12 protein-coding genes are annotated in these 13200 nt (G+C 60.8%); 6 read left to right on the plus strand and 6 right to left on the minus strand.

Annotation, left to right across the window (positions count from 1 at the left end; genetic code table 11):
* Positions 1-85 precede the first annotated feature (85 nt).
* The 3 genes from CQ015_RS12550 (at position 86) to dctA (ending at position 3814) form a co-directional block, all read left to right on the plus strand.
* Positions 86-991, plus strand: a complete 906-nt coding sequence (locus tag CQ015_RS12550) for a LysR family transcriptional regulator (protein WP_096289008.1) — start codon at positions 86-88, stop codon at positions 989-991.
* A 115-nt stretch (positions 992-1106) separates the two neighbouring features.
* Positions 1107-2204, plus strand: a complete 1098-nt coding sequence (locus CQ015_RS12555; protein WP_096289006.1) for a tartrate dehydrogenase — start codon at positions 1107-1109, stop codon at positions 2202-2204.
* A 167-nt stretch (positions 2205-2371) separates the two neighbouring features.
* Positions 2372-3814: a C4-dicarboxylate transporter DctA gene (gene dctA / locus CQ015_RS12560; RefSeq protein WP_096289004.1), complete on the plus strand. Its 1443-nt coding sequence runs from the start codon at positions 2372-2374 to the stop codon at positions 3812-3814.
* Positions 3815-3911: 97 nt separating this feature from the next.
* On the opposite strand, the gene CQ015_RS12565 is transcribed toward dctA, so the two are convergent.
* The 6 genes from CQ015_RS12565 to sdhC all read right to left on the minus strand — a co-directional run bounded on the left by CQ015_RS12565 (position 3912) and on the right by sdhC (position 9160).
* Positions 3912-5378, minus strand: coding sequence for a catalase (locus tag CQ015_RS12565; RefSeq protein WP_105650237.1), 1467 nt, complete (start codon positions 5376-5378; stop codon positions 3912-3914).
* A 21-nt stretch (positions 5379-5399) separates the two neighbouring features.
* Entirely contained in the window at positions 5400-5561 is a 162-nt protein-coding gene (locus CQ015_RS19015) for a hypothetical protein (RefSeq protein ID WP_176484302.1), read from the minus strand.
* Positions 5562-5681: 120 nt separating this feature from the next.
* Positions 5682-6464: a succinate dehydrogenase iron-sulfur subunit gene (locus tag CQ015_RS12570; protein WP_096289000.1), complete on the minus strand. Its 783-nt coding sequence runs from the start codon at positions 6462-6464 to the stop codon at positions 5682-5684.
* The gene (gene sdhA / locus CQ015_RS12575) at positions 6464-8251 is read right to left on the minus strand and encodes a succinate dehydrogenase flavoprotein subunit (protein WP_105554137.1); all 1788 of its coding nucleotides are present in this window, start codon (positions 8249-8251) and stop codon (positions 6464-6466) included. Before sdhA ends, CQ015_RS12570 begins: the two co-directional genes overlap by 1 nt.
* Before the next feature lie 48 nt (positions 8252-8299).
* Positions 8300-8743, minus strand: coding sequence for a succinate dehydrogenase hydrophobic membrane anchor subunit (locus CQ015_RS12580; RefSeq protein WP_096288996.1), 444 nt, complete (start codon positions 8741-8743; stop codon positions 8300-8302).
* 3 nt (positions 8744-8746) lie between these two features.
* Positions 8747-9160, minus strand: a complete 414-nt coding sequence (sdhC, locus tag CQ015_RS12585) for a succinate dehydrogenase, cytochrome b556 subunit (RefSeq protein WP_170947871.1) — start codon at positions 9158-9160, stop codon at positions 8747-8749.
* Between the two features lie 247 nt (positions 9161-9407).
* On the opposite strand from sdhC, the gene CQ015_RS12590 reads away from it, so the two are divergent.
* From CQ015_RS12590 to CQ015_RS12600, 3 genes are all read left to right on the plus strand, one after another.
* A complete protein-coding gene (locus tag CQ015_RS12590) occupies positions 9408-10520 on the plus strand; it encodes a mannose-1-phosphate guanylyltransferase (protein ID WP_105650244.1) in 1113 nt (370 codons plus the stop codon).
* A 219-nt stretch (positions 10521-10739) separates the two neighbouring features.
* Positions 10740-12905 (plus strand): choline BCCT transporter BetT, encoded by a 2166-nt coding sequence (gene betT, locus CQ015_RS12595; protein WP_105554136.1) that lies wholly within the window; start codon positions 10740-10742, stop codon positions 12903-12905.
* On the plus strand, positions 12902-13200 hold a 299-nt coding region (locus tag CQ015_RS12600), incomplete at its 3' end, for an aldehyde dehydrogenase family protein (protein WP_146114057.1). The genes betT and CQ015_RS12600, both read left to right, overlap by 4 nt.

Raw genomic sequence — 13200 nt, forward strand, 5'->3', positions numbered from 1 at the left:
CACGATGTGACGCGACCCGTGGGGTGCATCACATAATAGTCAGTGGGCCACGGTGATGGCCAGGGCAACGCGGCGGAGGAGAGACATGGATGTTCGGCAGCTGAGGTATTTTCTAGCGGTGGTCGACCATGAGGGGTTCAATCGGGCGGCCGAGCATTTGCTGATCGCACAACCATCGCTGTCGCAAACTATCAAAAGCCTTGAACGGGAAATCGGGCTGCCGCTATTCCACAGGGTCGGGCGCAGGGCCGTGCTCAGCGAGGCCGGCAAGGAGCTTGTGGGACCCGCGCGACTGGTGGTCCGGGACCTGGATGCCGCGCATTCGGCCATGTCAGCGTTGAAGGGGGTGCGCCGCGGGCGCCTGGAGCTGATCGCCATGCCCTCGCCCGCAATCGAACCGCTGACCACGCTGATAGCCGGCTACACCGAACGCTATCCGCAGATCTCCGTGAGCACCGCCGCGGCGTTTACCGTCGACGATGTGGTTTCCTCGGTGCGTAACGGCAGCAATGAAATAGGACTGCTTGGCGCGGATCGGCCCATCACCGCCCCCGGGGTCGACGTGGTGCAACTCGAACGCCAGCCGCTGATGCTGATCATCAATCCGACGGCCGATAATTTTGGGGCACGCGAGGTGCTCAGTGGCCAGGATCTCGGTGGGGAACGCGTCATCATCTCGCAGCGGGGCTCACTGATGCGCGCCCTGGTTGACGACCTTCTCGCCGGTGGCGTCAACATTGAGATCGTGGCGGAGGTTGCACATCGCACCTCGATACTTCCGCTGGTGTTGGCCGGCGTGGGGCACGCGATCCTCCCCGTCTCGTGGGCGCCGCTGGCGCGCCGTTCGGGACTTCGCGTGACGCGGCTGGAGCCTGTGGCCGAATTGCATGTGGCGATTATCAGCAGGCAGTCGAACCTGACGCCGGCAGCCCGGGCGTTTCTGAGCGTCGCCGAAGCGTATGCCGCGTCGAGTCTTGGCCACCACTCATAGGTTTTTCCTATTCGGAATATGCAATTTCAGTCTTGGACGCAATTCAGCGGAGCCGGTCTAATTGAAACTAAGTTCGCATGTGACGCGGAACACTTTCACTCCAGAGGAGAACGCTATGAGCCAGACCAAGGTATTCAAGATCGCTTCAATCCCGGCCGACGGCGTCGGCAAGGAAGTTGTTGCGGCGGGGCGCCGCGTGCTTGACACCATCGCCGAGCAATCCTCGGGCAAATTCGCCTTCGACTGGACCGAATTTCCTTGGGGCTGTGAATACTACGCCCAGCACGGGGTCATGATGGATCCGAACGGACTGGAAACGTTGAAGGACTTCGACTCGATCTATTTCGGTGCCGTCGGTTGGGAAAACGTCCCCGACCATGTCAGCCTGTGGGGTCTGCGCCTGAACATCACGCAGAACTTCGACCAGTGGGCCAACATCCGACCAGTGAAGTTCCTGCCCGGTGTCACCTCGCCGCTGCGCAAGGCCGACGACACCGAACTTGATTGGATCGTCGTGCGCGAGAATAGCGAGGGCGAGTACGCGGGACTGGGCGGGCGCAACCTATCGGGCCGTGGACCGGGCAACGAAATCGCGTTGCAGACCGCGTTGTTCAGCGAGAAGGGCTGCGAACGCATCATCCGCTTCGCCTTCGATCTGGCTCGCACTCGCACGGTGAAGAAGGTCTCCTCAGTCACCAAATCGAATGCCCAGCAGTACGGCATGGTGCTCTGGGACGAGGTCTTCAACCGGGTGGCCCTGGATTACCCGGAGGTGCGCACTGAAAGCGTGCTCGTCGACGCGATGAGCGCGAAGTTCATCCTGAATCCGGAAGAACTCTCGGTGGTCGTGGCCTCAAATCTCAATGCGGACATCCTTTCGGATCTCGGATCGGCTCTCGCCGGCAGCCTGGGCCTGGCGGCCAGCGCGAACCTGAATCCGGAACGCCGTTTCCCCTCGATGTTCGAACCGGTCCACGGCACCGCTCCGGATATCGCTGGCCAGGGGATCTGCAATCCGATTGGTGCGATCGCCAGCGCCGCGCTGATGCTCGAGCACTTTGGCCTTGAGCAGGAGGCGCGCCGAGTGGAGGCGGCCATCGAGGTCGCCACCGGCTCCGGAAACCTGACCCGGGACATCGGCGGCAACGCCGACACGGAAGCAGTCACCGAAGCCATCGTCCACGCGCTGAGCAGCACCCTGGCAGCCGTCTAAGCTGCACCACGGCGCTCTCGGGTCGGGTGCTCGACCCGACCCGAGAGTCCGCACTCCGCCCACGGAGCGACTTAGTCTTCGACCCCCCCCACATATTTTCTAGTCTCGCTCCTAAGCACGCCTGAGATCCACGGAGTAAGACTTATTCCAACACTGAGGTAGGAATCATGGGCAATACCATGCACAGCGAAAGCAACCCTCCCGTACGCAAGCGCTGGTACCGGCAATTGTACTTCTGGGTGCTGATCGCCATCGTCGCCGGCATCATTCTGGGCTGGCTCGCGCCGAAGACCGGTCAAGCCATGCAACCGATCGGTACGACATTTGTCGAAGCGATGAAAATGCTCATCGGTCCCATCGTCTTTTTGACCATTGTTGGCGGCATCGCCAGCGTTGCCGACCTGAAGAAGGTCGGAGCCACGGGGCTCAAGGCATTAGGCTACTTCCAGATCGGCACCATCTGCGCAATGCTCCTGGGACTAGTAGCGATCAACATCTTCCGCTTGGGTGACGGTGTGAACGCCGATGCGAGCAAGATCGAAACCACCGGCCAGGCGGCCGAACTCATAGACAAGGGCGAGAACCAGCAGTGGTGGGAATTCCTCACCCATATCATCCCGGGATCCGTCGCTTCGCCATTCGTCGAGGGCGACATCCTGCAGATCATTTTCATGGCTGTGGTGTTCGGTATCGCGATCAACGCGGTCGGTAAAATAGGTGCCCCGGTGCTGGAGATGGTTCAGCGTCTGACAACGGTCATCTTCAAGGTGTTGAACTTCATCATGAAAGCAGCCCCGCTGGGCGCCTTTGGCGCCATGGCCTTCGCCGTGGGCAAATACGGGGTGGAAACGCTCTCAAGCTTGGGCTGGCTGATCCTGCTCTTCTATGGCACTTCTATCGTCTTCGTCGTCTTCTTCCTTGGCGGAATCATGGCCTTCTTGGGACTGAACATTTTCAAGATGTTTAAGCACTTCCGCGAAGAACTGCTGCTGATCCTGGGTACCTCAACGGCCGAACCGGCTCTTCCGGGGCTGATGAAGAAGCTGGAACATGCAGGAGTGAAGAAGGAAACCGTGGGCCTGGTGGTCCCTACCGGCTACAGCTTCAACCTCGATGGGGCGGCGATCTACCTGTCGCTGGCTGCCGTGTATATAGCCCAGGCCACCAACACGGACCTTACCGTCGGTCAGCAGATTGGAATGCTTGCGGTGATGCTGCTGACCTCGAAGGGCGCGGCAGGCGTGGCCGGCGGTGGATTCATCGCACTGACGGCAACGCTGAGCACATTGGGCACCATTCCGGCAGCGGGCATTATGCTGATCTTCGGCATCGACAAATTCATGTCCGAGTGCCGTGCTCTGGTGAACTTCTGCGGCAATGCGGTGGCTACGTTGTTCATCGCCTGGTGGGACAAATCCCTGGATATCGACCGGGTCCGCCGGGTTTTCAACGGGGAAGACGTTCCCGCCCTTGGAGCAACGGGCACAAACCGGGAGCAAGTCTCCCCGGAGCATGAAACGGAAGCAGTCCTGGAATCGGAACCCGATCCGCATAAGTGCGATGAACCCGAAAATCAGTCAGAATCGCTAACGGGAGCTACAGCACGCTAACGGTTAAGCAAAAAAACAGGTTGGTCCCCGCGAATGTTCGCGGGGACCAACCTGTTTCAGCTCACTCTCCTGCACCCGGAAGAGCGCCGCGCAATGCCTACCGGGCGCGCACGTTGGCTTCGATCTTGGCCCCGACGTCCGGGTCGATATTCTTCCAGTATTCGATGGCGTTGGTGAGCACCGGTTCGATCACTCCGCCCAGCGCGCCGGTGACGGTTTCCACGAGTTCGGCGCGCTGGGCGTCGTCCATCACCTCGCGCACCAGGATGCCTGGCTGGACGAAGTCGCCATCGTCCTCACGCAGGGTGTAGGCCGAGCGGACCAGCTCGCCATCGGACTCGAAGGAGTTCTCCGCCGGACCGGTCTGGTCGCTGTAGCTGTCGCCGAAGGAGTTCGGGGCGTAGACGCTGCGATCCGAGGTGTGCTCGTAGGTCATGCTTCCCTCGAAGTTGTACGAGGTGACCGGGCATTTCGGCTTGTTCACCGGCAGCTGCTGGAAGTTGGTGCCGATGCGGTAGCGCTGGGCATCCGCGTAGGCGAAGTTGCGGCCCAGCAGCATCTTGTCCGGGCTCATGCCCATGCCGGGAACCATATTGCCCGGGGAGAAGGCCGCCTGTTCGATCTGCGCGAAGAAGTTCTCCGGGTTGCGGTTCAACGTCATCGTGCCGACCTTGATGCGCGGGTAGTCCTTCTTCGACCAGACCTTGGTCAGATCGAATGGGTTGTAGCGGTAGGTCTTGGCCTCGTCGTACGGCATGACCTGGATGTACAGGTCCCACTTCGGGAAGTTGCCGGCCTTGATGTTCTCGAACAGGTCGCGGCGGTGGAATTCGGCATCGGAGCCGGCCAGCGATTCGGCCCTCTCCCCGCCCATGGTTTCGAACTTCTCGGACTGCTGGTTCAGGAAGTGGTACTTCACCCAGAACTTCTCGCCATTGGCGTTGACCCACATGTAGGTGTGCGATCCGTAGCCGTTCATTTCGCGCCAGGTCTTCGGCAGGCCGCGCTGGCCCATGATGTAGGTGACCTGGTGGGCTGATTCGGGGTTCTGCGTCCAGAAGTCCCACTGCATGGTGCCGTCGCGCAGCCCAGAGTCGGGCAGGCGCTTCTGCGAGCGGATGAAGTGCGGGAACTTCATCGGGTCGCGCACGAAGAATACCGGGGTGTTGTTGCCGACCAGATCGAAGTTGCCTTCGGTGGTGTAGAACTTCATCGAGAAGCCGCGCACATCGCGCCAGGTGTCCGGGGAGCCGAGCTCGCCAGCGACGGTGGAGAAGCGCATCAGGGTTTCGGTTTTGACGCCGGGCTGGAACAGGGCCGCCTTGGTGTACTGCGAAACGTCTTCGGTGGTTTCGAATTCGCCGAAAGCGCCGGAGCCCTTGGCGTGCGGGCGGCGTTCCGGAACGTTCATCCGGTTGAAATGCTGCAGGGTTTCGACTAGGTGGTGGTCGTGCAGGACGATCGGCCCGTCGGCGCCTACGGTGAGCGAGTTGCGATCGCTGACCGTCGGAATGCCAGCCTGGGTGGTCGAACCAGAGGGGTTCACGTTCTTGTTCTCAGCCATTGTTTCTCCTTTGCGTGGAAATTACATATTTGCCAGGAACGGGTTTACCCCGTGCGCTCCGCGGGCAGCTGCGACGCGGACGCCCTGTGCATGGGCCTCAACCACGGACGGGTGGCGTGCGTGGAAGTCTGTGAAATTTTTAGGGCTGCTGGCGTCGCCGCCAGCTCCCTTGTTGCTCATCATGCCACAAATCAGAATCGGTCAAAATACGCTGGCGGGAATTCCTCTGCTGGTTGCCAGCAGTTAACGCGAAGGGGCCCGAACCGGATGGTTCGAGCCCCTTGGCGGGTTAAGGAAGAATCCTTAGATGGTGCGCGACAGGATCGCCTGCTTGACCTCGGCGATAGCCTTGGTCACCTGGATGCCACGTGGGCAAGCTTCGGAGCAGTTGAAGGTGGTGCGGCAACGCCACACGCCTTCCTTGTCGTTCAGGATCTCCAGACGCATGTCGCCTGCATCATCGCGCGAGTCGAAGATGAAGCGGTGCGCGTTGACGATGGCTGCCGGGCCGAAGTACTGGCCGTCGGTCCAGAAGACCGGGCAAGACGAGGTGCACGCGGCGCAAAGAATGCACTTGGTAGTGTCCTCGAACTTGGCGTGGTCTTCTGCCGACTGGTAACGCTCGCCGGAAGGCTCATGGCCTTCGTTGATCAGGAACGGCATGACCTCGCGGTAGGACTGGAAGAACGGTTCCATGTCAACGATGAGATCCTTTTCAAGGGGCAGGCCCTTGATGGCTTCAACGGTGATCGGCTTGGAGGTGTCCAGATCCTTGAGCAGGGACTTGCAGGCCAGGCGGTTGCGGCCGTTGATGCGCATCGCATCGGAACCGCAGACGCCGTGGGCGCAAGAGCGGCGGAAGGACAGCGAACCGTCGTGCTCCCACTTGATCTTGTGCAGGGCGTCCAGCACGCGGTCCGTGCCGTACATGGTCAGCTTGAAGTCTTCCCAGTAAGCGTCAGCGGTGCTCTCCGGGGTGTACCGGCGAACACGCAAGGTGATGTCGAAGGTAGGGATCTCTCCGCCGCCGCCGACACCTGGCTTGAGTTCAATCTTTGATGCTGGTTCCGGAAGTTCCGTGCTCATTAGTACTTACGCTCCATCGGCTGGTAACGGGTGAAGATTACGGGCTTGGTTTCCATGCGAATGCCGGAAATGCCCTCGGTGGTAGCCGTTGCGTCGCGGTACGACATCGAGTGCTTCATGAAGTTCTCGTCGTCGCGGTTCGGGTAATCTTCGCGGTAGTGTCCGCCGCGTGATTCCTTGCGGTGCATGGCTGCAGCGGTCATGACCTCTGCCATGTCCAGCAGGAAGCCGAGCTCGATGGCCTCAAGCAGGTCAAGGTTGAAACGCTTGCCCTTGTCCTGGACCGAAACATTCTTGTAGCGCTCGCGCAGTTCCTCGATGACTACCAGTGCACGATCCAGCGAATCCTTGTCGCGGAACACCTGGACGTTCGCATCCATGATGTCCTGAAGTTCCTTGCGCAGTACCGAAACGCGCTCGGTGCCGGTGGAGTTCAGCATGGAGTCGATCTGGGAGCTGGTGAACTTCTCTGGATCTTCCGGAAGTTCCACGAAGTCCGCGGTGGCCGCGTACTTGGCCGCGGAGAGGCCAGCGCGCTTGCCGAACACGTTGATGTCCAGCAGCGAGTTGGTGCCCAGACGGTTCGAGCCGTGGACCGAAACGCAAGCAACTTCGCCGGCGGCGAAGAGGCCCGGGATCACGGTGTCGTTGTCCTGCAGGACCTCGGCCTCGATGTTGGTTGGCACGCCGCCCATCACGTAGTGCGCGGTCGGGAAGACCGGAACTGGCTCGGTGTACGGCTCAACGCCCAGGTAGGTGCGGGCGAACTCGGTGATGTCTGGAAGCTTCGCATCGATATGCGCCGGTTCCAGGTGGGTCAGGTCGAGCAGCACGTAGTCCTTGTTCGGGCCGCAGCCGCGGCCTTCACGCACCTCATTGGCCATCGAACGTGCGACGATGTCACGCGGAGCGAGGTCCTTAATGGTCGGAGCATAACGCTCCATGAAGCGCTCACCCTCGGAGTTGCGCAGGATCGCGCCTTCGCCACGGGCCGCTTCGGAAAGCAGGATGCCCAAGCCGGCCAGGCCGGTCGGGTGGAACTGCACGAATTCCATGTCTTCCAGCGGGATGCCCTTGCGGAAGGCGATGCCCATGCCGTCGCCGGTCAGGGTGTGTGCGTTCGAGGTGGTCTTGAAGACCTTGCCCGCGCCGCCGGTTGCGAAGACAACCGACTTGGCCTGGAAGATGTGCAGCTCGCCGGTAGCCAGATCGTAGGAAACGACGCCGGCAACGCGCTTCTGCTTGTAGGCGGTGCCGTCCTCGCGGTAGGCATCCTCCTCAACCATGAGCATATCCAGCACGTAGTACTCGTTGTAGAACTCAACGTTGTGCTTGACGCAGTTTTGGTACAGGGTCTGCAGAATCATGTGACCGGTGCGGTCAGCTGCGTAGCAGGCGCGACGCACGGCGGCCTTGCCGTGGTCACGAGTGTGGCCGCCGAAGCGGCGCTGATCGATCTTGCCATCCGGGGTGCGGTTGAACGGAAGACCCATTTTTTCCAGGTCGAGCACGGCGTCGATGGCTTCCTTCGCCATGACCTCCGCTGCGTCCTGGTCCACCAGGTAGTCGCCACCCTTGACGGTGTCGAAGGTGTGCCACTCCCAGTTGTCTTCCTCGACGTTGGCAAGTGCTGCGCACATGCCGCCCTGGGCCGCACCGGTGTGCGAACGGGTTGGGTAAAGCTTGGTAAGCACTGCGGTGTGCGCGCGCTGACCGGACTCGATCGCGGCACGCATACCTGCACCACCGGCACCGACGATGACTACGTCGTACTTGTGTACCTGCATTCTTGATGCTCTCTTTTCTGAAAAATCTGTGTGGCTAAAAAAGGGGTTTTAGCACTGTGGCAACGGGCTGTTCACAACGCAAGGATCGAAGGTGAAGATCACCAGGGAGCCAAGCACGATGATGAAGATCGTCGACACATAGAGGACGCCCTTGAGCCAGGCACGGGTTGCGTGCTTCTCGGCGTAGTCGTTGATGATGGTACGCACACCGTTGGTGCCGTGCAGCATCGCCAACCAAAGCAGCGCCAAATCCCAGAACTGCCAGATTGGTGAGGCCCACTTGCCGGCAACGAAGCCGAAGGACAGGGCGTTGATGCCCGTGCCGGTCAGCAGGTTGGCGATCAGGTGACCGAAGATCAGAACGACCAGTACTACGCCGGATAGGCGCATGAACAGCCATGCGAGCATCTCGAAGCTGCTGCGGGACTTTGGTCCGCGAACATACTTCGGGTCTATACGCTGGCTACGGGGGGCAGCAATTTCTGCGCTCATGGTTTAGTGTCCTCCGAATGCAAGCGAGAGGTGGCGGATTGCGAAGCCGGCGAATACAACGACCCAAACGCCGATGACGCCCCACAACAGCTGGCGCTGGTACTTGGTGCCCTGCTTCCAGAAGTCAACCAAGATCAGACGCAGTCCATTGAATGCGTGGAAGAGGATGGCGGCGACCAAAGCGGTTTCACCGAGTGCCATCAGGGGGTTTTTGTACGTGGCAATCACTGCGTCGTATGCACTGGCATCGACGCGTACAAGTGCGGTATCAAGCACGTGCACTAAAAGAAAAAGGAAAATAACGACACCGGTGACCCGGTGTCCCACCCAGGACCACATGCCTTCACGGCCGCGGTATAGGGTGCCTGACGAAGTCTTCGACACTGAACTAAACCTCCAAGGCTCGCAACGGCGCATGTGTATATTGCACACAATGAGATTTGACGCACTTGTGCGAGCGTTCCTTGTGCGAGTCTAAACCACATATGAGCCTCGGTTCTATCTTGAGTCTCGCCCTTGTGAGTATGTTCACCGAATAGTGGCAAATATGCGCCAGAAGGCCGGAAATACGCGCGTAATAACGCATAGACACGTTTCGTATTTATTGATCGCCCGAGAGCTTCAATGACCGGGTTTGCCCACCGAATGAATTAGTGTTGTGCTCGTGAATGCAGACCTTTTAGCGCGATTCCATGGCGTGATTCCGGCCGGTGGCGTCGGAACCCGACTGTGGCCCCTCTCCCGAGCCTCGGCTCCCAAATTCCTGCACGATCTCACCGGCTCGGGTTCTACCCTGATCCGTGCGACGTACGACAGGTTGGTGCCATTGGCCGGTGAGCGGATTATGGTCGTCACCGGTCGTGCCCACCGCGGCGCGGTCATGGACCAGCTCCCCGAACTGTGTGACGAGAACCTGGTGCTCGAACCCGAGCCACGCGATTCGGCGGCCGCGATCGGACTCGCCGCAGCCATCCTGTATCGCCGTGACCCGAATATCATCATGGGTTCTTTCGCCGCCGACCAGGTCATTGGCCCGGTGGACATCTTCCAGAAGGCGCTGAGCGAAGCGATCCATACCGCGGCCACGGGCAAGATCGTGACGATCGGCATCCATCCGACTCATGCCTCGACGGCCTTTGGCTACATCAAGGCCGGCGATTTGCTGAATGTTGCCAACGCGCCCACCGCCCGCGCCGTCGTGGAATTCGTGGAGAAGCCGGATGAGGATACGGCCCGCGGCTACCTGGCCGGCGGGGGATTCCTCTGGAATGCCGGAATGTTCGTCGCCCCCGTGGGGCTGATGCTCGAGCACCTCAAGTCGAACGAGCCAGATCTGCATGCCGGCCTGATGCGCATCGCCGAGGCGTGGGATAGCGACGAGCGCGAAGCCGTCATGAACGCGGTCTGGACCGACCTGCCCAAGATCGCGATCGACTACGCGGTGGCCGAGCCCGCCGCGGCCGCCGGCGACGTCGCGGTGATTCCCGGCGTTTTCAACTGGGATGACGTCGGGGACTTCGCCGCCATCGGTCGGCTGAACAAGGCCAGCGAGGACACCGGGGTGATCTCCCTAGGAGAGAACGTTCGGGTGTATTCGGATAATGCCACCGGCGTAGTCTATGGGGATCGCCCCCGGGTGGTTGCGCTGATCGGAATCGACGATGTGATCGTCGTGGATACGGCCGACGCCTTGCTCGTCACGACCAAGGAGCACGCGCAGAAGGTCAAGCAGACGGTGGAGAAGCTCAAGGCCTCCGGAGCTACCGACGTGCTCTAGCGCACGCAGTTTCCGACGCCCGTGGCCGACTCGAAAGGGTAGGTCACGGGCGTTTTTGCTGGTTGTGAGGACTATCTCGAAGCAGCGGATGGCGAAGGCGGCCAGGCGCGCCAGCAAGCCGGTATAACTAGACCCGGCGGCACAAATTCGGATGCTCGCGGTGCCTCGGATTCACGGTTTCGGGTGCTTTTCGACACGAATTTGAGTAGGTTTGAACGCATGTCAACGGCTAAGAATGATTCCGAACCGCCAAGCAAACCCAACGACCAAGCCAAGGTGCCCGAACCGGTCCAGAAAGAAACTCGAATCAATCGAGTTGTCTTTTTCGGTTCGGCCTCGCTGGTGCTCGGCATCGCCCTGTGGGCCATTCTCGATAGGGAGTCTGCCGACGCGGTGATCGGAGCCACGGTCGCCTGGATCGGCAAGAACTTCGGCTGGTACTACACGCTCATCGTCGTCTCGGTGCTCGTCTTCGTCATCAGCATCGCCATTTCGAAGGTCGGCAAGACCCGGCTGGGGCCGGATCATTCACGGCCGACCTTCAACGTTTTCACCTGGGCTTCGATGCTTTTCGCGGCCGGCATCGGCATCGACCTGATGTTCTTCTCGGTGGCCGAACCGATCACGCAGTACCTGGCGCCACCTACCGGAGAGGGTTCAACCGTTGAGGCGGCCCGCCAAGCGGTGGTCTGGACGCTCTTCCACTACGGATTGCTGGGATGGGGGCTCTACGCGCTGATCGGACTGGCGCTGGGCTATTTTGCCTACCGGCACAATCTTCCGCTGTCGATCCGCTCCGCCCTCTACCCGCTGCTGGGCCGCCGGATCAATGGCTGGATCGGCCACTCCGTGGATATCGCGGCCATGCTGGGTACGATTTTCGGCATCGCGACCTCGCTGGGCATTGGCGTGGCCCAGCTGAACTATGGGTTGAATTTCATGTTCGGAATTCCCGAGAACATGAGCTGGCAGATCGTGCTGATCGTCTCGGCCGTCTTCATGGCCACGATCTCGGTACTGACCGGTGTGGAAAAAGGCATTCGCCGGCTATCCGAACTCAACGTGTTGCTGTGCATTGCGCTGATGCTCTTTGTGCTGATCGTCGGCGGTACCGCCTACCTCTTCGACGGCATCATCATCAACATCGGCGACAGCCTCGCGAACTTCCCGGGCATGGCGCTGGATACCTTCGCCTATGACCGGCCCGATGAGTGGCTCAATGGCTGGACGCTCTTCTTCTGGGCGTGGTGGATTGCCTGGGCGCCCTTCGTCGGACTGTTCCTCGCCCGCATTTCGCGTGGGCGAACCATTCGCCAGTTTGTCACCGGCGTTCTGGTAGTTCCTTTCGCCTTCATCCTGTTGTGGATCTCGATCTTCGGCAACAGCGCGCTGGCGCTGGTGCGCGGCGGAAATGAGGCCTTCGGCGAGGTCGCCATGAACACCCCCGAGCGGGCCTTCTATTCGCTGCTCGAGCAGTACCCGGGTACCCCCATCACCGCGGCGATCGCCACCTTCACCGGCCTGCTGTTCTACGTCACCAGCGCCGACTCCGGTGCCCTGGTGATGGCGAACTTCACCTCGCATCTGAAGGATGCGCAATCGGACGGTTCGAAGCCGGTGCGCCTGTTCTGGTCGCTGGCCACGGGCCTGCTGACCTTGGGCATGCTCTTCGTCGATGGCGTGCCCACCCTGCAAGGCGCGACCGTCATCATGGGTCTTCCCTTCTCCTTCGTGCTGCTCTTCATCATGCTGGGACTGTTTAAATCGCTGCGGGTTGAATCTGCGCTGGCCGATAGCTATCAAGGGGCCATGCACAAGGTGCTGAGCAGCCGGATGGGTCCCAGCTCCGAACGGCGCAGCTGGAAGCAGCGCCTGTCCCGGGCGATGAATTATCCCGGGCACCGGGCGGTGCAGCGTTACCTCGCTGAGGTGGCCGAGCCTGCACTGCGCGAGGTGAGTGAGGAGTTCACCGCCCGCGGCGCAGCTGTTCAGCTGGAGACCGAAGCGGTGCATAACCTGAACCTCGACTCCCTGGACCTGGTGGTCGGCAACGGGCAGGAACGTCCCTTCAAATACCAGGTGTACCCGGTCCAGCTTCCGGTACCGAGCTACGCGAGAGTCTCCGCGGGCGACGACATCTATTACCGCATCGAAGTCTTCTCCCAAGAAGGCAGCCACGGATACGACCTGATGGGGCTGAGCAAAGAGCAGCTCATCTGCGATGTGCTGGACCAGTACGAAGCGCACCTCACCTTCCTGAACGCACAGATCGAATCCGATGGACCCAGCCAGATCAACGCGGCGGGAGCCGGAAAGTCTGACTGGGAGTCGGACTTTGAAACTTCCTCTATTCCCCTGATAACTAAGACGAAGGACGAGTCATGAGTTTTCCGCAGAACCAAAACGAGCTACTGCTCAATGCCGCGACGATTTATATTAACGGCAGCTTTGGCCCGGCCAGCTCGGCCGCGACCAGGCAGATCTTCTGCCCGGCCAACGGCGAACCGGTAGCCCTCGTCTCCGAGGCCGGGCCCGCGGACGCCGAGGCCGCGATCGCCGCGGCCCGCCACGCCTTCGACACGGGGACCTGGTCCCAGCTCCCCGCCCCGGAACGCGGTGACTTCCTGCTGCGCGTCGCTCATCGGCTGGCCGAACGCAAGGACGAATTCGCGCTGGCCGA

The organism is Arthrobacter sp. MYb221 (genome assembly GCF_002979835.1).
In the GTDB taxonomy this organism is placed as follows: domain Bacteria; phylum Actinomycetota; class Actinomycetes; order Actinomycetales; family Micrococcaceae; genus Glutamicibacter.